The sequence below is a fragment of the Streptomyces lacaronensis genome (assembly GCF_047337785.1).
Classification (GTDB): domain Bacteria; phylum Actinomycetota; class Actinomycetes; order Streptomycetales; family Streptomycetaceae; genus Streptomyces; species Streptomyces lycopersici.
On record NZ_JBLHDK010000003.1, the window covers coordinates 6,591,675 to 6,612,136 of the forward strand.

At 74.3% G+C, this 20,462-nt stretch carries 14 protein-coding genes; 5 read left to right on the forward strand and 9 right to left on the reverse strand.

Features of this window, described 5'->3' with window-relative positions; all coding sequences use genetic code 11:
- Window positions 1–93 precede the first annotated feature (93 nt).
- Complete coding sequence (locus ACMTAK_RS28700; RefSeq protein WP_413813019.1) at window positions 94–3,129, reverse strand: helicase C-terminal domain-containing protein; 3,036 nt, start codon at window positions 3,127–3,129, stop codon at window positions 94–96.
- A gap of 285 nt (window positions 3,130–3,414) precedes the next feature.
- Here ACMTAK_RS28700 and ACMTAK_RS28705 point away from each other — a divergent pair, with 285 nt between their 5' ends.
- The gene (locus ACMTAK_RS28705; RefSeq protein ID WP_413808851.1) at window positions 3,415–4,707 is read left to right on the forward strand and encodes a hypothetical protein; all 1,293 of its coding nucleotides are present in this window, start codon (window positions 3,415–3,417) and stop codon (window positions 4,705–4,707) included.
- A gap of 84 nt (window positions 4,708–4,791) precedes the next feature.
- Here the strand turns inward: ACMTAK_RS28705 and ACMTAK_RS28710 are convergent, their stop codons facing one another.
- The 3 genes from ACMTAK_RS28710 to ACMTAK_RS28720 all read right to left on the reverse strand — a co-directional run bounded on the left by ACMTAK_RS28710 (window position 4,792) and on the right by ACMTAK_RS28720 (window position 7,966).
- Entirely contained in the window at window positions 4,792–5,619 is an 828-nt protein-coding gene (locus ACMTAK_RS28710; RefSeq protein WP_413813020.1) for an ABC transporter ATP-binding protein, read from the reverse strand.
- Between the two features lie 77 nt (window positions 5,620–5,696).
- Window positions 5,697–6,866: a FecCD family ABC transporter permease gene (locus tag ACMTAK_RS28715; protein WP_413813021.1), complete on the reverse strand. Its 1,170-nt coding sequence runs from the start codon at window positions 6,864–6,866 to the stop codon at window positions 5,697–5,699.
- 5 nt (window positions 6,867–6,871) lie between these two features.
- On the reverse strand, window positions 6,872–7,966 hold the full coding sequence (locus tag ACMTAK_RS28720; protein ID WP_413808852.1) for a FecCD family ABC transporter permease: 1,095 nt from the start codon (window positions 7,964–7,966) through the stop codon (window positions 6,872–6,874).
- 66 nt (window positions 7,967–8,032) lie between these two features.
- On the opposite strand from ACMTAK_RS28720, the gene ACMTAK_RS28725 reads away from it, so the two are divergent.
- On the forward strand, window positions 8,033–8,674 hold the full coding sequence (locus ACMTAK_RS28725; protein ID WP_413808853.1) for an HAD family hydrolase: 642 nt from the start codon (window positions 8,033–8,035) through the stop codon (window positions 8,672–8,674).
- 106 nt (window positions 8,675–8,780) lie between these two features.
- Here the strand turns inward: ACMTAK_RS28725 and ACMTAK_RS28730 are convergent, their stop codons facing one another.
- Window positions 8,781–9,089, reverse strand: a complete 309-nt coding sequence (locus ACMTAK_RS28730; protein WP_413808854.1) for a hypothetical protein — start codon at window positions 9,087–9,089, stop codon at window positions 8,781–8,783.
- A gap of 168 nt (window positions 9,090–9,257) precedes the next feature.
- On the opposite strand from ACMTAK_RS28730, the gene ACMTAK_RS28735 reads away from it, so the two are divergent.
- A complete protein-coding gene (locus ACMTAK_RS28735; RefSeq protein ID WP_014177506.1) occupies window positions 9,258–9,641 on the forward strand; it encodes a cold-shock protein in 384 nt (127 codons plus the stop codon).
- A 266-nt stretch (window positions 9,642–9,907) separates the two neighbouring features.
- Here the strand turns inward: ACMTAK_RS28735 and ACMTAK_RS28740 are convergent, their stop codons facing one another.
- From ACMTAK_RS28740 to ACMTAK_RS28755, 4 genes are all read right to left on the reverse strand, one after another.
- Window positions 9,908–10,798 (reverse strand): 1,4-dihydroxy-6-naphthoate synthase, encoded by an 891-nt coding sequence (locus ACMTAK_RS28740; protein ID WP_413808855.1) that lies wholly within the window; start codon window positions 10,796–10,798, stop codon window positions 9,908–9,910.
- The gene (gene mqnB / locus ACMTAK_RS28745) at window positions 10,795–11,721 is read right to left on the reverse strand and encodes a futalosine hydrolase (protein WP_413808856.1); all 927 of its coding nucleotides are present in this window, start codon (window positions 11,719–11,721) and stop codon (window positions 10,795–10,797) included. Before mqnB ends, ACMTAK_RS28740 begins: the two co-directional genes overlap by 4 nt.
- A 196-nt stretch (window positions 11,722–11,917) precedes the next feature.
- A complete protein-coding gene (locus ACMTAK_RS28750) occupies window positions 11,918–12,424 on the reverse strand; it encodes a hypothetical protein (protein WP_413808857.1) in 507 nt (168 codons plus the stop codon).
- A 149-nt stretch (window positions 12,425–12,573) separates the two neighbouring features.
- Entirely contained in the window at window positions 12,574–14,358 is a 1,785-nt protein-coding gene (locus tag ACMTAK_RS28755; protein WP_413808858.1) for an MFS transporter, read from the reverse strand.
- Between the two features lie 165 nt (window positions 14,359–14,523).
- Here ACMTAK_RS28755 and ACMTAK_RS28760 point away from each other — a divergent pair, with 165 nt between their 5' ends.
- On the forward strand, window positions 14,524–15,429 hold the full coding sequence (locus tag ACMTAK_RS28760; protein ID WP_413813022.1) for a DUF3027 domain-containing protein: 906 nt from the start codon (window positions 14,524–14,526) through the stop codon (window positions 15,427–15,429).
- 1,370 nt (window positions 15,430–16,799) lie between these two features.
- Window positions 16,800–20,375 (forward strand): sacsin N-terminal ATP-binding-like domain-containing protein, encoded by a 3,576-nt coding sequence (locus ACMTAK_RS28765; RefSeq protein WP_413813023.1) that lies wholly within the window; start codon window positions 16,800–16,802, stop codon window positions 20,373–20,375.
- Window positions 20,376–20,462 lie beyond the last annotated feature (87 nt).

Below are 20,462 nucleotides of genomic sequence, written 5' to 3' on the forward strand. Positions count from 1 at the left end.
CGGCGAGGGACCGAGGCACCGCCCGCGGCGTGAGCTGTCCCTGCGTGCCGCAGCCTCCACCCCGCCCGTGGACCGGACGGTCCTTCGGGCGTGTTACGTGGCGTCCTCGGCGAGTTCGGCGGCGCCCGTGATGCGGTGCAGGGGGTACGTACGGACCTCGTCGGCCGTGTGGTCGTACGCCGTGACGAAGCCGCCCTCGACCCGGACCGGGGCGATCACACGCTGGGTGGCCGCGCCGTTCGCGTTGACGTAGCCGATCCAGACGTTGGAGCCGGTCAGGGCCGCGGCCTGCATGGTGGCGAGTGTGTCGGCGGAGGTGGTGCGGGGCAGCCGTTCGCCGCTGGCGGCGGACCCGGACCCGGCCCTGGCCCCGGAACCGGCCCTGGCCCCGGCCCTGGCCCCGGACCCGGCTCCGGACCCGGAACCAGCCCCGGGCCGTGAGCCGGAAGCGGTCTCCGGGCCGGAAGCGGTCTCTGCCCTTGCCTCGGTCGCGACCGCCGGTTTGTGGGGCGCGGTGGCGGCGAGGTCCCCGGCGCGGATGGCGCGCACCGCCGCGCTCAGCAGGGTGGCGTCGGGCACCGGCGGGCCCTCCGGGACCGGGACGGGCGGCTTACGGGGCGGGGTGCGCTGGGCTTCGGCCCGGCTGACCAGCACATCGCCCTCGGCGGACTCGGCGGCCGGGGCGTACCCCATCGCCCGCAGCCCCTCCAGCAGGGTGTCCGGCGGCGCCTGGGCGGCCAGCACGGTGGGGGCGAGGCGGCGCAGCCGCAGGCCCGCCGAACGGCGGTCGGCGAGGATCTCGGCGAGCAGCGCGTCGTCGTCGCAGCGCAGATACGCGGAGGCGGCGCCGATGCGCAGTCGGCCGTGCTTACGGGCCACGTCGTCCACGAGGTAGGCGAGCGGCTGGGGCACCGGGGTGCGGGAGTGCGCGGCGAGGAAGGTGTGCACATCGTCGGCGGTCCGCCCGGCGTCGAGTGCGCGGCGTACGGACTCGGGCGTGAAGCGGTAGACGGTCGCGCCGCCCTTGGACTCGACGTCGGCGAGGATGCCCAGGGTCTCGGCGAGCGGCCGTTCCAGCGGGCCGGGCGCGACGGCGGTCAGGTCGGCCTGGAGCAGGACGTGGTCGAGGGGGTCGGGGAGCAGCGGCGCGAGCAACCGGGCGGCCTGCGCGGACGCGAGTTCGCTCTCGGCGGCCGTCGGTTCGTCCGGGTGGCGTTCCAGCAGGGCGCGGCCGTGGGCGGAGAGCGCGCCCCGGCCGGTGACCCCGAGCATTTCGGCCTCGGTGACGGCCCAGCGGGCCAGCCGCGAGCGCAGGTCCTCACCGGTGGGCGAGGCGCCGGTGGGCGAGGCGGCGGTGGACGCGGCCCTGGGGGCGGCAGCGGAAGACCAGGTGGCGGCGGACGATGTGGCCCCGGGGGCGGACCCGGACGGGGCGGCCGCGCCGGGGCCGGACGGGGCGGGGGCCGGGGCCCCGCGGTGGCCGGTCGGCCGCTCCCACCGCAGCCGGGCCAGCAGGACGTCGGGGGCGGCCGCGGCACCGCGCGGGAGAGTGGCCAGGAGTTCGAGGATCCGGCGGCGGACCTCGGGGGCCGGGGAGCGGTCCAGTTCCGGGCCGAGCGCGGCGAGGGTACGGCCCCTGCTGTCTCGGCCGCCGACCAGGCCCGATGTACGGGTCGCGGGCAGCCAGGCGGCGGCGAGCCGCGCCCAGCGCTGCTCGGCGGGCAGCCGTAGCCACTCGTCGTAGGCGGGGGTGGGGGCGTAGCGCTCGTCGGTCTCGCCGTCGGAGGCCACCAGTCCGGCCGCGTACGCCAGCTCGATCCAGAAGGCGGCCACCGGTTCGGACACATCGAGGGCCACGGCGGTCCGCTTGAGATCGCGGACGCTCAGCCCGCCCGCGCGCAGGACGGGCGGCCCGGCGGTCTCCCACTGCCCCAGCAGCTCCTCGACGGTCGCCAGAGCGGTGAAGGTCTGGCCCGCCGCGGTGTTGTCCACAACCTGTGGATCGTGCTCGGTGACGGGCGAGAGCGGCGGGGCGAACGGCTCGGGGGCGCGGTGTGCCCGGCCGTGGCGCAGATGCAGGGCGACCTCGCGGGGCAGTACGACATTGCGCGGGCCGGACGGGAGCAGCAGTCCGCGGTCCAGCAGCCAGCCGACGGGCGGGGTGGGCGAAGCGACGGACGCCTCCCCGTACGGCGGCCCCCAGGTCAGCTTGGCCAGCACGGCCGCCGCGCCCGCCGGCGCCCCGTCGAGCAGCGCCGCCATCCGGGCGCGGTCCCGGAACAGCTCGGCCAGGGCCGCCGCCGCCGTGACGGGATCGTGCGTGGGCGACTGCCCGGCCGCCGCCAGCAGCTCCTGAAGCCGCCCCGGCGACATCCCGGACGTGGCCTCCTGCACGGTCGGGCCGAGCCCGGTGGGGGAGGGCGAGGTGGGCGAGGGCGCGAGTAGCTCCCGAGCGGTCCGGACGAGCCGAAGCCGATCGTCCCCACCCCAGATCAGGGCCTGTTCGCGCAGCGTGGCCACGGCTCGCGGCAACTCGGCGACGATCGCGGCGCGTTCCTCGGCGCGCAGGGGGGCGCCGACGCCCGGGGTGGCCTCGGCGGGCGAGGTGGTCCCGGCGGGCGAGGTGGTCCCGGCGGCCGAGACATCTCCTGGGGGCTGGGCGCTCCCGGCACTCCGGGGGTCCCTTGGATCCTGGGCGTCCCTTGGATCCTGGGCGTTCTCGGAATTCCGGGCTTCTCCGGGACCTCCGGGACCCCCAGCACCCCCGGCACTCCCGGCACCCCCGGGACCCCCGGGACCCCCGGAACCCCCGAGTTCATCCGCGCCCCTGGCGTCCCCGCTACTCCCCGCCTCCTCGGCGCCCCCAGCGCCCTCGTCGCCCGTCAGCAGGTCCCGCAGGGTCTCGTACGGGCAGGGGTCGGGCGCGACGGCCAGGGCCTCGGCGGTCTGTTGCGCGAATCGGTCGAGACGCTCCACCGCCCGTACCACCGAGGCGCGGGTGCCCGCTCGGGTGGCGAGCTGGGTGAGGTCGTTGGGGACCGGGCAGAGCAGATCGGGACGGGCGCGCAGCAGGGCGGCGAGGGCGTCGTCGGGTCGGGTGCGCAGCTCCTCGGCGAGGGTGCGCGGCACCCCGCGGCCACGGTCACCGTGGCCGCCGTCTCGTGGGCCGCCGCCCCGGGGGAGGCGGTCCTGCGGACCGCTGTCCCCGTGGCCGGTGTCTGCGGGCAACTCATGCCTCCCGGTTGCGCGAGCTGGTCTCTTCGGGCACGTCAGCCCTCTCGATTCCATGAACTGCTCATTCGATCCACAGTACCCGCGGGGTGCGGGACGGAGGGGATGCGGCGGGATTCCGGTTCCGCGCGGTACCGTCGGAGCCGATTGATACGCCGACGGTGCGCATTCTCAGGGGTCTTGGTGGGGATCGAGAGCGAGAAGCTCGTCTACGACTATCTGAGCCGTGTCGGTGACCTGGCTCAGCAGCAAGGTCTGTCGTCCGGTGAACGTATGCGGCTGGTCTCCGGGCTCCGTGCCGATATCGACCATCGCCGGGCCACCGGAGGGTCGGACAGCCCGGCCGGGGTGAAGCGGATTCTGTCCAAGCTGGGCTCACCGGCCGATGTGGTGGCCGCCGCGGGTGGCCGAGGCCCCGACCCGGGATCGGGGGGGATGGGTGGTGAGCCCAGTACGGACGGCAGCGGTGCGGGCAGCGCTACGGGCGGCGGTGCGGCGCCGCGAGGGGCCGCCGGGGCGGCGCGGGCGGCCCGCGACAAGCTGGCCGGGCTCGCCAAGAGCAGCGGTCTCACCGGTAAGGTGCCCGCCCCGCGCGAGGAGGACGCCCCGGGGGCGCCCGGTACCGGCCGGAACGGGGACGGCCGCGCGAATCGCACGCCGGGCGACGGCATCCCCTCCCTGATCAAGCCGAGGCCCGCCACCCCCGCCACGCCCCCGTCCAACGCCGCCTCGCCACCGCACCTCGCGGGCGAGGACGAACTGGGCCCGCGCGAGTCCGACATGGACTGGTGGCATGTCGAGCCGGGCCCGTTCGCCCAGCCCGAGCAGCGCGACGCGCAGTACGGCGCGGTCGAGGGGTTCACCGGCGGGATCGAGATCCCCGAACTGCTCGGTAAGGGCAAGTCGGCCGAGCAGGAACGCCAGGAGCGGCGCGAGGCCGAGGAGAAGGCGGCGGCGGAAGCGGCCGCCGCCGAGGCTGAGGCGGACGCTGAGGCGAAGGCGAAGGCCGGGGCCAAGAAGGCGGAGGCCGGAGGCAAGCGGCGTGGCGGGCTGCGCCGCGTACTGCTCGGGCCCGGTAAGGCGGGTAAGGCGGCCGATCAGCCCGCGGGCGGGGGCGGCGTCCCCACATGGCTGTCCGGGCTCGGCCCGGTGCTGCTGGTGGCGGTCGCACTCCTCGTGGCGGGTGCCGCCCTGGGCAACATCATCCTGATCGCCTTCGGCTGGGTGATCGCGTACTACAGCACCTACCGCCGCTCCCCTGCCGAGGCGAAGTGGGCCGCTCTGGGCATGCCCGGCCTGGTCGCGGCCGGGGCCGCGATCTGGCTGTATGGCCGAGCCGACGGCAAGTGGGGCGAGCCGATCCCCGAACACGGCTGGAAGGACGTCCTGACCGATACCTGGCCCTACGTCGTCCGGGGCGCCGCCATCGCCTCCGTGCTGTTCCTTCTCTGGCGCGCCACGAAGCGCAAGGGCTGACTCCGGGCGGTAAGGCGCGAGGGCTGACGTCGGGCGGCGAGTCGCAGGGGAGGGGCTGACTCCGGGCGCGTGAGCCTCTTGCGTTCAGCCCTGCTCGGTGGCCTGCCAAGGCGTGCCCGGGACGACCAAGGGGCTGCCGGTCACCGGGTCCGGGACGACCACTGAGTCGAGGCCGAAGACCTCGTGCACCAGCTCCGCCGTGACGATGCCCTCCGGGCGGCCGCGAGCCACGATGCTGCCGCCCTTCATCGCGATCAGATGGTCGGCGTAGCGGGCGGCCTGGTTGAGGTCGTGGAGGACGGCGACGACCGTACGGCCGCGTTCGTGGTTGAGCTGGCGCACCAGGTCCAGCACCTCCACCTGGTGGGAGATGTCCAGGTACGTCGTCGGCTCGTCCAGCAGCAGCAGATCGGTCTCCTGTGCGAGCGCCATCGCGATCCATACGCGCTGCCGCTGCCCTCCCGACAGCTCGTCCACCGGGCGGTCGGCGAGCGCCGTCACGTCCGTGCGCTCCATGGCGTCCGTGACGGCCCGTTCGTCCTCCTCCGACCACTGCTGCCACCACCGCTGATGCGGCTGGCGGCCACGGGAGACGAGATCGGCGACGGTGATCGCCTCGGGCGCGACCGGGGTCTGCGGGAGGAGCCCCACGGACTGGGCGATCTTCTTCGTCGGGATGCGCGCGAGATCCGTGCCGTCGAGGAGCACGGCGCCGCCACGTGGCCGAAGCAGCCGCCCGAGGGCTCGCAGCAGGGTGGACTTGCCGCAGGCGTTGGGGCCGACGATGACCGTGACCTCGCCGTCGGGTATCTCCAGGTCCAGCCCGTCCACGACGGTGCGGTCCTCATAGGCGAGGGTCAGCTCGCGTGCGGTGAGGCGGTTCGGCCCGTTCGGCCCGTTCAGCCGGTTCATCTGGTTCTGCCGGTTCGCGGAAGCGGGCTCCGCCGGACCGGCCTCCGGGCTCGTTCCCGTTGTGGACGCCGAAGCGGTCATGCGGCGGTGCCTCCCTTTCGGCCGCGTCCCCCGGAAGACAGCAGCAGGTGGATCAGATACGGGGCGCCGACCGCCGCCGTCAGCACACCCACCGGCAGTTCGGTCGGCGCGAACAGCTTGCGGGCCAGCAGATCGGCGGTGACGACGATGAACGCTCCGGTCAGGGCCGAGCACAGCAGCGGGATCTGGGCGGTCCGGGTCATCCGGCGGGCGATCTGCGGGGCGAGCAGCGCCACGAAGTCCACCGGGCCGGCCGCGCCCGTCGCCATCGACGCGAGTACGACGCCGAGGGCCACCAGGCCCAGCCGCGCCCGCCCGAGCCGTACGCCCAGCGCGGTGGCCGTGTCGTCGTCCATGGACACCGTGCGCTGCGCCCGCGCCGCCCACAGCACACCGGGCAGCAGCACCAGCAGCGCCCAGCCGAGGGGAGTGGCCTCGCCCCAGCCGCGTCCGTTGAGCGAACCGGTCATCCACACCTTCGCCTGCTGGGCCACGAGATAGTCGCCCTTGGTCAGGAAGAGATGGGTGATCGAGCGCAGCGCGACGGCGAAGCCGATGCCGATGAGTACGAAGCGGGCCGCCTGGAGTCCGCCGCGCCAGGCGAAGACGTAGACCAGCGCGGCGGCGGCGAGGCCGCCCGCGACGGAGAGGTACGGCAGGACGGCGTAGGAGCTGACCCCGTAGGTCATCGCGCCCACGGTCACCGCGCTAGCGCCCTGGCTGACGCCGATGATGTCGGGGCTGGCGAGGGGGTTGCGGGCCACCGTCTGGATCAGCGCCCCCGCGATGCCGAAGGCGGCGCCGACCATCAGGCCGAGCGTCATCCTGGGCAGCCGCAGCGTGCCGACGACGAGGTCGTTCGGGGTGGCCTGGCCGAGGCCCCACTGGGTGTGCAGGACGGCTTTTACGGCCTCGCCAGGGGTGATGAAGCTCTCGCCGACGCACAGATACGTCACGCAGGCGGCGGCGGTGGCCAGGGCCAGCCCGATCGCGACGAGGGCCGAGCGGCGGTGCAGCAGGAACGATCCGCCACGTCCACCACGTCCGCCATGTCCACCATGCCCTTTGCTCTTGATGCGGATCAGGCCGTACCCGGCCGGGCGGATCCCCGGGCGGGCCTCCGGGATCTCCGCGCTGACCGTACGGGCGTCGGTACGGCTCTCCATCGCCGTCACGCGGCCACCGCCTTCCGGCGCACCAGCGTGACCAGGAAGGGCACCCCGATCAGCGCGGTCATCACGCCCGCCGGGACTTCGCTCGGCGGGAAGACGACCCGGCCCACCACATCCGAGACCAGCAGCATCACCGGGCCGATCAGGGCGGCCATCGGCAGCACCCAGCGGTGGTCGGTGCCGACGATCGCGCGGGCGATATGGGGGACCGCGAGGCCGATGAACGCGAGCGGACCGGCGGCGGCGACCCCGACGCCGGTGAGGATCGTGGCGCCGAGGGCGGCGACGATCCGTACGACCGCCACGTTCTGGCCGAGCCCCTTCGCGACGTCCTCGCCGAGCGCCAGCGCGTCCAGACCGCGTGCCACCGCGATCACCAGCACCGTGCCGACCAGCAGGAACGGCCAGATCTGGCCGACGATCCCGGTGTCACGCCCGGCGAGCGAGCCGATCTGCCAGAAGCGGAACTCATCCAGGGCCGCCGCCTTCGTCGTCAGCACGCCCGTTGTCACGGACACCAGCAGGGCGTTGATCGCGGCGCCGGAGAGCGCGAGTTTGACCGGGGTCGCGCCGCCACGCCCGCTGGTGGCGATGGCGTAGACGGCGACCGACGCCAGCCCCGCGCCCGCGAAGGCGAACCAGACGAAGCCGCTGAGCGTGTGCACCCCGGCGAAGGCGATCGCGAGCACCACGCCCACCGAGGCGCCCTGGCTGATGCCGAGGATGCCGGGGTCGGCGATCGGGTTGCGGGTGACGCCCTGCATCACGGTGCCCGCCATGGCGAGCGCCGCGCCGACCATCAGCCCGATAAGGGTCCGCGGCAGTCGCAAGGACCGCACGATGTCGGCGGCATCGCTCGAACCGCCGTGCAGCAGCGCGTCCAGGACCGCGCTCGGGGCGATCTGGCGGCTGCCCACGGCGAGGCTCAGCAGGACGGCGAGCAGCAGGGCGACGACGGCCGCGGCCGTCCAGCCGAGGCGGCGGCGGACCAGGGAGGCGCGAACTGGGGAGGCGGGGGCCGGGGAGGCGGGGGCCGGGGAGGCGCGGACCAGGGGGGCTCTGGGAGGGCGGTTGCTGGCCCGGTCGGCGGTCATCGCGTCCGTTCGCTCGTCGGCTACGAAGTTAGGCGAGGCTAAGTGTATGGGGTGGGCCAAGGCACAATGGCGGGCATGTCTTCGCACTCCGCTCTCACCGTCGGCTTCGACCTCGACATGACCCTCATCGACTCCCGGCCGGGCATCAAGGCGGCGTACGAGGCGCTCTCGGCCCGGACCGGCACCTACATCGACTCCGACCTCGCCATCACCCGGCTCGGCCCGCCGCTGGAGCAGGAGCTGGTGCACTGGTTCCCCGATGAGCGCGTCGAGGAGATGGGCGAGCTCTACCGCGAGCTCTACCCGGAGTACGCGATCGCGCCCACCCCGGCCATGAAGGGGGCGCGGGAGGCGATCGAGGCCGTGCGGCGGTCGGGCGGCCGGGCCATCGTCGTCACCGCGAAGCACGAGCCCAACGCCAAGCTGCACCTGAGCCACCTGGGCATCGAGGCGGACGCGGTGATCGGCTGGCTGTGGGCCGAGGCCAAGGCGGAGGCGCTACGGGAGTACGGGGCGACGGTGTACGTCGGGGACCACACGGGTGACGTACGGGGCGCCCGTACGGCCGGTGCGCTGTCCGTGGCGGTCGCCACCGGGCCCTGCGCGGTGGATGAGCTGCTCACGGCCGGCGCGGATGTCGTGCTGGACGATCTGACGGCGTTCCCGGCCTGGCTGTCGGGCTACATAGGTGATCGCACGGCGGGCTGAGCTGCCCAGTTCACGAGTTCACCAGCTCATTACGAGCTCTCGAGCTCTCGAGCTCCCGAGCTCAGCCAGTTCACCTGATGCACTCGGTCCACCTGATGCACCCGGTTCACCCGGACGGCGGTACGCGGGGCGGTGACACCCGGGCGGCGGCCGCGGCCTCCCGCCGCTGTGCCGCGATGGAGCGCAGCAGCCCGGCGGCGGCGAGGGCGAAGCCGACGCCCATCAGCATGCAGACGACGTACGCCACCGAGGGCAGCGGATCCGCGCCCAGGAAGAGTGGCGCGACGGTGACGAGCGTGGCCACCGCTCCGATGGCGAAGACGATGACACCGGACCGGATGAGCCGGTCGCCGGGAAGGGGCGCCTCTCGAGGGTGGCCGGGGGAGCCGCCGCGGTGCGGGGTTTCATTACTCACCGGACCAGGGTAGATCCGTGCCAGAGCGCGCATAGGAACCACCCGGGTACGTCTTGTCACCAGGCTCGGGACCATTAGCCTTGGTGGTGGCGGGTCTTACGACCCGCTGTAGTGCTATCGAGAGCTGTTTTTCCGTGTTTTCCGACGAGCGACGAGGACGAGACAGACGTGCCTACCGGCAAGGTCAAGTGGTTCAACAGTGAGAAGGGCTTTGGCTTTCTCTCCCGCGATGACGGTGGCGACGTCTTCGTTCACTCGTCGGTGCTTCCGGAAGGCGTCGACTCACTGAAGCCGGGGCAGCGCGTGGAATTCGGCGTGGTGGCCGGAAATCGCGGGGATCAGGCATTGTCCGTCACCGTTCTCGATCCGACTCCTTCCGTGGCGGCCGCCCAGCGCCGCAAGCCGGATGAGTTGGCGTCCATCGTCCAGGACCTGACCACCCTGCTGGAGAATGTGACGCAGCAGCTGGAGCGCGGCCGCTATCCGGACAAGGCACACGGCCACAAGATCGCGGGCATGTTGCGGGCGGTGGCCGACCAGCTCGACGTCTGACCTGAGTCCGGTCTGAGCCTGATCTGAGTCCGGTCGGAGTTCGGTCCGAGTCCGGTCTGAGCCTGACCTGAGTCCGGTCGGAGTCCGGTCTGAGCCTGACCTGAGTTCGGTCCGAGTTCAGTCCGAGTTCGGTCCGAGTTCGGCCTGAGCGCCCGGCGCGCATCGGCACATACGACATTCCGTCATTCCGTCATACGCGATTTCTCCAGCGGAGCCGGATGGATACCCATCCGGCTCCGCTGGGCGTGCGACCACTTGCCGAAGCGTCAGACCACGTCCAGCGCCCCGGGTCCGAGGGGCGGTACCAGCCCCTCCGCCGCCGCCCGGGTCAGCAGCCCGCGCACCGCGGCGTAGCCGCTCTCGCCGAGGTCGGCGGTGAACTCGTTGACGTACAGCCCGATGTGCTGATCGGCCACGGCCGGGTCCATCTCCTGGGCGTGGTCCAGGACATACGCCCGCGACGCCTCCGGGTCGTCCCAGGCCATCCGTACCGATGTCCGGGCGGCGTCGGCGAGCTCCCGCAGCCGCTCGGAGCCCAGTGAGCGCTTGGCGATGATCGCGCCGAGCGGGATCGGGAGTCCGGTGGTCTGCTCCCAGTGCTCGCCCATGTCAGCCAGGCAGTGCAGTCCGTAATTCTGGTAGGTGAACCGGGCCTCGTGGATGACGAGCCCGGCGTCGACCTCGCCGTCCCGCACCGCAGGCATGATCGCGTGGAACGGCAGCACCTTGATCTCGCCGACCCCGCCCGGCACCTCGGCGGCGGCCCACAGCCGGAAGAGCAGATACGCGGTCGAACGCTCGCTCGGCACCGCGACCGTCTTCCCCGCCAGATCCTTGCCGGTGAGCTGCTGTCCCTCGCCGGGCTGCCGCGAGAGGACCAGCGGACCGCAGCCGCGACCGAGCGCGCCGCCGCAGGGCAGCAGCGCGTAGTCGTCCAGCACCCACGGCAGTACGGCGTACGACACCTTCAGTACGTCGAACTCACCGCGCTCGGCCATCCCGTTGGTGATGTCGATGTCCGCGAAGGTGACATCGAGCGCGGGCGCGCCGGGGACGCGGCCGTGGGCCCAGGCATGGAAGACGAACGTGTCGTTGGGGCACGGGGAGTAGGCGATCTTCAAAGGCTCAGTCAGGGGATCGCTCAGGGGCTCAGTCACTGCCGGGTTCCTTCCGGGTCAAAGGTCCAGGTGCCGAGGAGGGGGGCGATGGTCGCGAAGGCGCCCGTGAGCGCTTCGAGCGCCTCCCCGATCCGCCAGGCCGCGCGGTCGCGCGGTCCGACGGCGTTGGAGACCGTCCGTACCTCCAGGGTGGGCACGCACTGGGCCGCGGCGGCCTCCGCGACGCCGAAGCCCTCCATGGCCTCGGCGACGGCGCGCGGATGGCGGCGCAGCAGCTCGGCGGCCCGTTCGGCGCTCCCGGTCACGGTCGACACGGTGAGCACGGTGCCGCGCACGGCGTCCGTCGCCTCGGCGACGGCGGCGACGAGCGGGGCGGGCGGGAGGTGTTCGACGGTTCCGAAGCCCAGCTCGGTGACGGCGGCGAAGCCGTCGGGAGTCTCGGCGCCCAGGTCGGCGGCGACGATGGCGTCGGCGACGACGACGGAGCCGAGGTGCGCGGCGGCGGGCGTTGTGGGGGAGGTCGCTGGGGTGGAGGTGGAGGGTGCTCCGGTGCCGGGCGTTGTGGCGGCGGGCGCTGCGGTGTCGGGCGTCGTGGCGGCGGGCGCTGCGGTGCCGGGCGTCGTGGCGGCGGGCCGCGCCGTGGCCGTGGTGGGCAGCGCGGCGACGGGGTGCGCTGTGGTGAAGCCGCCGCCGATACCGGCCGATACGGCGAGGTCATAGGGGGTGCGGGCGACCGCGGCCGCGGTCAGGGCGGCGGCGGTACCGGCCGCCGCGGCTGCCGGGCCGACCCCGGCGGCCAGGACGTCCACGGTGAGCGGCGGCCCGGTGGGCGGCGCCGGGCTCAGCCGGTGGAGCACCCCACCGGGGACGGGGAGTTCGGCCAGCTCGGGGGCCGTGGCGCCAACGCCCCGTACGACGGCGTCCCGCTCGGCGGGTACGGCCGTGACGATCAGTACGCGCATGGGTGACTCCCCCTTGTCACACACAACCCTGTCGCGGCGCGGCCGGCTGCCCGGTGTGACCGGGCCTCGTCCTGCGGAGTCCCGCCTGTCGGGAGTCCCGTCGGGAACCCTCTCAGGGGGCCAGTCGGGAGTCCCATCGGGAGTCCCATCGGGAGTCCCGTCGGGAACTCCGCCAGGGGGCCAGTCGGGAACCCCGTCAGGAGTCCCGTTCCAGCGTGAAGCGCCAGATGCCCTTGACGCCCTGGCTGCTCTTGCCGAGCTCGGCGACCGTGATGGTGACCTTCTTCTCGAGCGTGGTCTGGCCGGTCTGCGGGTTCTGCTTGGAGAAGAGCGTATCGCTGTCGAAACTGCGGTACGTCTCCTTGCTCGCCTCGGCCATGACCGGGTTGTTGGCGATCAGGCCCCAGCTGGACTTGGCGATCTCGGGGTCCACCCCCAACCGCACCTTGTCCCCAGGGGTCACCTTGATCGTCTTCTCGGGCTTGGCGGACAGGCAGTCCTTGAACTTCTTCGAGCTCAGGTCCTTGCCGTCGCCGTAGCAGCCGTTGCTCGCCTCGGCCGTCACGGTGTTCGAGCCGACCGTCACCGTTGCCAGCGGGGTCGGCTTGTCGCAGGCGGAGAGGGCGACGAGCCCGAGGGACACGGCACAGGCGGCGGTGACGGCGCGGCGGCCCTTGCCCCTGGAAAACAGCGCAGCGGTCATGCGGGCAGGCTATCTGGCCCCACCGATCGTCTCGCGCGCGGGTACGACTCGCCGACGGCGGTCCCGCCAGGGACCCAGGCCTCCGGTAGCTCCCAGGACTCACACCGCCCGTTGATTCCAGAACTCACGCCCCCCGTAGCCCCCAGAACTCACGCCACGCGCGGATACGGCGCCCCCTGTCGGGAGGCGCTCAGCAGTCCGCGGACGCTCAGCGCCGTGCCCAGAGCGATCACCGCCGCGGCGACCGCCATCCCCAGCGCCCCGTGGAGCGGCAGCACGATGCCGATGGCGCCGCCGACGACCCACGCCATCTGGAGCGTCGTCTCGGACCGCGAGAACGCCGAGGTGCGGACCTCCTCCGGGACGTCACGCTGGATCAGCGCGTCCAGCGACAGCTTGCCCAGCGCCTGGGAGATCCCCGCGGTGGCGGCCACGGCGGCCACCGTCACAGCGCCGTAGAGGGCCGCCGACACGATGAGCACGCCCAGGGCTGAGCTCAGCACCACCGCGATGATCAGTTCCGGGCCGCGCGCCCGCAGCCAGGCGCCGATCGCGGTGCCCAGCGCGTTGCCGCCGCCCGCGCAGACCGCGGCCAGGCCGAGCGAGATCTCGGGGCCGAGTCCGCCCAGCGGCTGGTCGCGGAGGAGGAAGGCGAGGAAGAGGGTGAGGAACCCGGACAGGGTCTTCAGCGCGGCACACGCTTGCAGGGCGTGCAGCACGGAGGGGCCGACCGTACGGAGGCCGGGCCGCCCGGACCGGCCCCTCCAGAAGGCGATCCGGGAGAAGACAGTCCGGGAGAAGGCAGTCCTGGAGAAGACGGTCCTGGAGAAGGCGGACCTGTCCCCACCGGTCGCCGGGGCGGTCCTGGCCCCGCCCACCCTGGCCTTGGGCTTGCGCACCGTGACCGGCAGATGCAGATGACGCTGCCCCGAGGTCAGCTGCGCCCTGGCCTCGCCCTTCGAGGAATCCACCTTGTGCGGCAGGGTGAACGACAGGAATGCGCCCAGCACGAAGATCACGGACGCCCCGTACAGCGGCCAGCTCGGCCCGATCTGGTGCAGCCCGGCCCCCAGCGGGGCGGCCGCGCCGGTGGCGAGCAGCCCGGCCAGGGTGACCCGGGAGTTGGCCTTGACCAGGGAGAAGTGGGGTGGGAGCAGCCGTGGCACGACGGCGGAACGGACGACTCCGTACGCCTTCGACGCCACCAGCACGCCCAGGGCCGCCGGATACAGCTCGAGCCCGCCGCCCGCCACCGCGCCCGCCATCGTCAGCGCGAGCACCACGCGGGTCAGCATCGCGCCCGCCATCGCCGCGCGGCGGCCGTGCGGGATGCGGTCGAGCAACGGGCCGATGACGGGGGCGAGCAGCGCGAACGGCGCCATGGTGATGACCAGGTAGAGCGCGACCCGGCCACGGGCCTCGTCGGTCGGGACCGAGAAGAAGATCGTGGAGGCGAGGGCGATGGTGATCAGCATGTCGCCCGCGGAGTTCACCGCGTGCAGTTCGATCAGCTTGCCGAGCCCCGACTCGCCGGCGCCGTGGGCGTGGGTGGCCCGGCGGATGCCGCGCCCGGCCGCGGTGAAAGGGAGGCGGAGCGCGAAGGGGAGACGGAGCGCGTGGACGATCCAGCGGCCCGGCCTTCTGGTCGAGCCGCCGCTGTACCACCGCGTTCCTGCCACCTGACCATGGTGCAGCCCAAGCGGCCGAAGCGTCAGACCTTCGACGGCTTTCTGGATGGCGGCGCCCTCGGCGGAAATCGGCAACACCCCGCTGTCCAGCGGAAATGCGCTTTCGCGGAGGCGGGCGGGAAGGGGGCGTACGGCGCCGTGGCGGGAGGTGAGGATGAGACGGGGGTAGGGCCGGTGCGGCCGGACAAGGTAGCGTGCGTAACCGCGCCACCGAGGGTCGTTCCTGGCCGTGTGCCGAGTAGCCATCCCGCAGAATGGGACGTACAAGGTGCGCCCGAAGGCCGGATGGGCGCGGACGTCGACGCGGCCCCATGGTCCGCTCCGTCCGTGGTCCCGCGACGGCCGTACGGCTGGCGCACCAGGTCAGACGGCTGCGACGGCGTGGAAGAGAGAATCGATCCTGTGAGTGCGATGCGAAGCCGTACCCCCGACCGCCTGTGCGCCGAGGCGGTCGAACTCGCCCGCGAGGCGGCCGTGGAAGCCGCCCATCCGGGGCAGGTGGGCGAGTATCTGGGCGCTGTCGCCGAGGGCGACCGCGTGGTCACGCATCTCTTCGAGAGCCCCGAGCCGGGCTATCGCGGCTGGCGCTGGGCGGTCACGGTGGCCCGCGCCTCGCGCGCGAAGGCCGTCACCCTGGACGAGACGGTGCTGCTCCCCGGGCCCGACGCGCTGCTTGCGCCGGAGTGGGTGCCCTGGAGCGAGCGGCTGCGCCCCGGCGACATGGGGCCGGGCGATCTGCTCCCTACCGAGGCCGATGATCTGCGCCTGGAGCCCGGCTACACGGGCGAGGACGCCCCACCGCCCAACTCCGCGGTCTCGGAGGAGATGCAGCAGCTCGCGGCGGTGGAGGATGCCGATGTGACGGCCGGCGCTCCCGCGGCGCAGACCGCCGCGCCCACGACCGGTTCGATCGCGGCCGTCGCCGAGGAGCTGGGCATGCGGCGCGCCCGGGTGCTGTCCCGCTACGGCCTCCACATCGCGGCCGACCGCTGGGAGGAGGCGTACGGCCCCCAAACCCCCATGGCCCAGGCGGCCCCCGGCACCTGCGCGAGCTGCGGCTTCATGGTGGCCCTCGGCGGCTCGCTGGGACAGGCGTTCGGAGCCTGCGCGAACGAGTTCAGCCCGGCTGACGGCCGCGTCGTCTCCCTCTCCTACGGCTGCGGCGCCCACTCGGAGGCCGCCGTCATGCCCAAGCCCCCCCGCCCGGCCGAACCCGTAGTCGACGAAACCCTCGTCGAACCCCTCCCCCTCCACCCGGACCGCACGAGCGGCTCTGTCGAGCCGGACACGCCGCCAGAGGAGCTCGGCCACAGCTGAGGCATCCTTGCGGGGGCTCGCCCCCGGCGCCGCCCCGACCAGGCTGCTATGGAACGGTGGCCCGGCGAGGCTGGTACGGAACGGTGGCCCGGCGAGGCTGCTGCGGAGCGGTGGCCCGGCGAGGCTGCTGCGGAGCGGTGGCTCTGGTCCCGCTGCTACGGAACGTCCGCCCTGACCCTGCCGCTGCGGAGCGGTGGCGTGGGGCCTGCTGCTACGGAACGCCGTCCCTGGTCCCGCTGCTGCGGAGCGGTGGCGTGGGGCCCGCTACGGAGCGTCGCCCCTGACCCTGCTGCTACGGAGCGGCGGCCCCGGGGCCGCGTCGGCGCGGGGTCGCTGCGACGGCGGACGCGAACTCCCGCCCCGGCGGAGGCGGGCACGTCCCGGCTCATCGCGGCGGCAGCGCCCCCGACCCCTCGCGGCTGCCGCTCCGTCGGGTGACGGTTGCTGTCCGCCTCCGCCTCCGATACGCCGCCTCTCGGGACGGTCGGGCGACGTGTGGTCGGGTGTGGGCGGGCCCGTGCGCCCGGGCGGCTGCCTGCACGATGCGTCCCGGTCGTACTCGGCCCAGTACGCCTGAGGCCGGTGGCGGCCGAGAGCCTCGCGGCTGCCGCCCGGTCGGTGACGGGTGCTGCCCACCGCCGCCATCCCCCTCCCGGGCGGCCCGGTCAGGTGTGGGCGCATGAGGGTGGGCCCGCGCGCCCGGGTGGCGGTCCTGCGTGGCGCGCCCGGCCGTGCCCGGCCTCGTACGCCTTGGCGGCGCGGCACCGTACGGCTTCGGCCCGCCCGCTGCGTTGTCGTCAGGTCCCAATGGCGGGTCCGACCGCCCCGGTTCCCCCGCACCGGGCGGCCTTCAGGCTGCCGCCCCCACGCGGGCCGGGGCCGCGGTGCCCAGGGGCGCCTATGAGGTGGCCCCTTCCCGCGGCATCAATGTGCGGCTCCGCCGCGTGGCGGGGGCTTCGACCCTGGACCCCGGGCTCTGGCGCGGAGCCCCCCACGCCGCGGAGCCGCAGATCGTCAGGTGCCGGGAAGGGGCGGGAAGGGGCAGGAAGGGGCGGGGAGGGGAGCAGCCCGCCGCAGGCGTCACGATCCGCCGCCGGACATCCCCTGGGGCAAGCGGCGTGCCCGAGGCAGGGACCCGGTGGGACGGGGCCCGAGGGCCCCAAGGTGAGAGGGAGAATCCGGTTGTATGGGGCCCGGGGCGTCGTTTGCGGGCGGATAGCGGTACGTTCGCGGCTAGCAAGGGCGGCACGTCAGGGAACGGCGAGCGCGGTGGGGTGATCCGCACCGCGGGGGACTCGGCGGTGTGGCGCCGTGGCGCAGGACGGACCCCGACCAGGAACTTCCGGAGGCGAGACGTGAGCAGCACGGCGATGGTGCGAGGCGCGACCGAGGACGCGGACCCGTTCGGGACCGCGCGGCTGCGGCGCGGCGTGCTGGACGCCTGGGCCGCGTCGCCCGCCCGGTTCCGGGAGGACGCCAACGCCGAGGAGGATCTGGCGCTGGGCGGCCACCGGGACCGGCTGGTCGTCGAGATGGCCCAGAACGCGGCGGACGCCGCCGCCCGCGCCGGGGTGCCCGGCCGGTTGCGGCTGACCCTGCGTCCGGCCACCGACGGCGAGCCCGCCGTGCTGGCCGTCGCCAACACCGGGGCGCCGCTGGACGCGGCGGGCGTCGAGTCGCTGTCCACTCTGCGGGCGTCGGCCAAGCGCGATGAGCCGGAGAGTGCGGTCGGGCGGTTCGGCGTCGGCTTCGCGGCGGTGCTCGCGGTGAGCGACGAGCCCGCGGTCGTGGGCCGCACCGGCGGGGTCCGCTGGTCGCTGGCCGAGGCGCGGGAGCTGACCCAGCGCGCCGCCGCCGTCGGCGGCGGCCCCGGCCTCGCCGAGGAGCTGCGCCGCCGTGACGGCCACGTCCCCCTGCTGCGGCTGCCGCTGCCCGCCGAGGGGAGCGCCCCGGAGGGCTACGACACCGTCGTGGTGCTGCCGCTGCGCGACGGCGCCGCTTGGGACGTGGCGGAGCGGCTGCTGGCCGGGATCGACGACGCGCTGTTGCTCACCCTCCCCGGTCTGGCCGAGGTCGTGGTCGAGACCGTCGAGGGCACCCGGACGCTGCGCCGTCGCCAGGACGGCCCGTACACCGTCGTCGAGGACAGCGGCGCCCGCGGTACGACGCGCTGGCGCACCGAGAGCGTCGGCGGGCGGCTGGACCCGGAGCTGCTGGCCGACCGTCCGGTGGAGGAGCGGCTGCGCCCGGTGTGGTCGGTGACCTGGGCGGTTCCGGTGGACGCGGAGGGCGCGCCGACGCGCCCCACGACCGCCCCGGTCGTCCACGCCCCGACACCGACCGACGAGCCGCTGGGCATGCCCGCGCTGCTGATCGCGTCCTTCCCGCTGGAGCCCACCCGCCGCCACACCGCCCCCGGGCCGCTCACGGACTTCCTGCTGGACCGCGCGGCCGAGGCGTACGCGACGCTGCTGCGCGACTGGCATCCGGTCTCGGTCGGCTCGATCGACCTGGTCCCGGGCCAGCTGGGCCGGGGCGAGCTGGACGGGGAGCTGCGCCAGCGGGTTCTGGAGCGGCTGCCGAGGGTGCCGTTCCTGCCCAGTGCCGCCGCACCGGCGGTGGGCGTGGGTACGGAGGACGCGGCCGTGGCCGAGGCCGTGGCGGGCTGGCTCGGCTCGCCGGAGGCGCTCGGCCCGGACGCCGCCCAGGGCGGCCCCGGGGCGGGGGAGCCGGCTGCCGCCCCGCTCGCGCCCGCCCCGGCCGACTGGGATGACGACGTGCTGGCGCGCGGCGGCGCCGAGGGCGAGCCCCACGCGCTGCGGCCCCGGGACGCCGAGATCGTCGAGGGCGCGGGCGCGGAGACGGTGGAGGTGCTGGCCGAGCTGTTCCCGACGCTGCTGCCCGCGGGTCTCGAGCGCCGCTCGGAGCTGCGGGTGCTGGGCGTGGCCCGGGTGCCGCTGGGCGAGCTCATCGACCGGCTCGCGGGGGTGGAGCGCGCCCCGGCCTGGTGGCGGCGGCTGTACGACTCGCTGGGCGGCATCGACCCGGACCGGCTCAGCGGGCTGCCGGTGCCGCTGGCGGACGGCCGGACGACGATCGGGCCCCGGCAGGTGCTGCTGCCGCTGCCGGGCGAGGCCGACGGCGACCTGGACAGCCTGCGCGGTCTGGACAGCGGCGGCGACCTGCGCAGCCCGGACAGCATCGGAACCGCCGAGTCCGCCGAGTCCGCCGAGTCCGCCATGACCACCGAGCCCGCCGGACCGGCCGAGTCCGCCATGACCACCGAGTCCGCCGGAATCGCCGGGCCTGCCGGAATCGCCGTGCCCGCGCGGACCCCCGAGCGCGGCGCCGGGATCAGCGATACGCATCGCACCCTCGCCCGCCTCGGCCTGAAAGTTGCACATCCGGACGCCGCCCATCCGCTGCTGGAGAAGCTCGGCGCGACCCCCGCCACGCCCCGCGCCGTGCTGACGACCCCGCAGGTACGGACCGCCGTCGCGCATTCGCTGGAGGCGGAGGACGAGTACGACCCGTTCGCGGAGGAGGGCGAGGGCGGCCTGGGCGCGGCGCTGGACGCCGACACGCTGGCCGACACCGTTCTCGGTCTGGTCCAGCAGGCCCGGCTGGCGCCCGGCGACGAGCCGTGGCTGGCCGCGCTCGCGCTCCCGGACGAGGACGGTGAGCTGGCCCCGGCCGGTGAGCTGGTCCTCCCCGGCAGCGCCTTCGAGCAGGTGATGCGGGAGGGCGAACTGGCCGCGTGCGACGCCGAGCTGGCCGGGCGCTGGGGTGAGCAGCCGCTTGCCGCGGTCGGTGTGCTGGCGGGCTTCACGCTGGTCAGGGCCACCGATGTGGTGCTGGACCCGGATGAGCTGGAGCCTCGCGAGGGCGACTTCACCGAACCGGACGACGTCGGTGTGCTGGACGCCGTCGACGTGTGGTGCGAGGACGTGCTGGACCGGCTGCCGGAGACGCCGGTGCCGCCGGTGGCCACCGAGATCGTGGCCGTACGGGATCTGGACCTGGTCGACGACGACGCCTGGCCGCGGGCGCTGGCCATGCTCGCCCAGCCGCCGCTGCGCGACGCGCTGACCGCGCCGGTGCGGGTGCTGCTGCCGGACGGAACGACGGAGATCGTGCGCTCGTACACCGCGTGGTGGCTGCGCGGCCATCCGGTGCTGGACGGCCGGCGCCCCGCCGGGCTGCGCGCGGCCGGGGGCGATCCGCTGCTGGCCGGGCTGTACGAGGCGGTGGACGCGGCCGGGTTCGAGGACGAGCAGGTGCTGCGGGCGCTGGGGGTACGGACCTCCGTCGCCGCGCTGCTGGACGAGCCGGGCGGCGCCGCCGAGCTGCTGGCCCGCCTCTCCGACCCGGATCGCGAGGTGACCCCTGCCCAGCTGCACGCCATCTACGGGCAGCTGGCCGACCTGGAACCCGAGCAGGTGACCCTGCCGGACGAGCTGCGCGCCGTCGTGGACGGTGAGCCGACGGTGGTCGAGGCGGGCGAGGCGCTGGTCGCGGACGCCCCGGACCTGATGCCGCTGGCCGAGGCGGACGGCCGGGCGCTGCTGCCCGTACGGCCCGCGCGGGCGGCGGAGCTGGCCGAGCTGTTCCAGGTGCGGCGGCTGAGCGAGGCGTACCCGGCGCGGGTGACCTCACAGGGCGATCCGCACGAGGTGCCCGAGGCGGTCCGCGAACTCCTCCCGGGCGCTCCGCTGTCGTACATCGAGCATGAGGAACTGCTGATCGAGGGCGTGGGCGCGGGCGCGGGGGAGATCGAGCTGGACTGGCGGTATGTGGACGGCACCCTGCACGCCTCGACGGTCGAGGGCGTCGCGGCCGGTCTGTCCTGGGCCGCCGGCCACTGGGCGCGCCGGTTTGAGGTGGCGGCCCTGCTGGAGGATCTGACCCGTACGGAGGAGCTGGCGCGGGCTCGCTGGTTCGACTGACGGGCGCGCGCACGGGGTGTGCGCGGGCCTTGCCCCGGGGCAAGGCCTGGTCCGCGGACCAGGCCCGTTCCGCGGGACAAGGCCGGA

What these genes read in the sequence shown, in the direction of transcription:
- ACMTAK_RS28760 (WP_413813022.1), top strand. Translation starts at nt 14,524, where the DNA reads ATGCGAAGCCGTACCCCCGACCGCCTGTGCGCCGAGGCGGTCGAACTC.
- ACMTAK_RS28710 (WP_413813020.1), bottom strand. Translation starts at nt 5,619, where the DNA reads ATGAACCGGCTGAACGGGCCGAACGGGCCGAACCGCCTCACCGCACGC.
- mqnB (WP_413808856.1), bottom strand. Translation starts at nt 11,721, where the DNA reads ATGCGCGTACTGATCGTCACGGCCGTACCCGCCGAGCGGGACGCCGTC.
- ACMTAK_RS28725 (WP_413808853.1), top strand. Translation starts at nt 8,033, where the DNA reads ATGGCGGGCATGTCTTCGCACTCCGCTCTCACCGTCGGCTTCGACCTC.
- ACMTAK_RS28750 (WP_413808857.1), bottom strand. Translation starts at nt 12,424, where the DNA reads ATGACCGCTGCGCTGTTTTCCAGGGGCAAGGGCCGCCGCGCCGTCACC.
- ACMTAK_RS28720 (WP_413808852.1), bottom strand. Translation starts at nt 7,966, where the DNA reads ATGACCGCCGACCGGGCCAGCAACCGCCCTCCCAGAGCCCCCCTGGTC.
- ACMTAK_RS28765 (WP_413813023.1), top strand. Translation starts at nt 16,800, where the DNA reads ATGGTGCGAGGCGCGACCGAGGACGCGGACCCGTTCGGGACCGCGCGG.
- ACMTAK_RS28755 (WP_413808858.1), bottom strand. Translation starts at nt 14,358, where the DNA reads ATGGCTACTCGGCACACGGCCAGGAACGACCCTCGGTGGCGCGGTTAC.
- ACMTAK_RS28715 (WP_413813021.1), bottom strand. Translation starts at nt 6,866, where the DNA reads ATGGAGAGCCGTACCGACGCCCGTACGGTCAGCGCGGAGATCCCGGAG.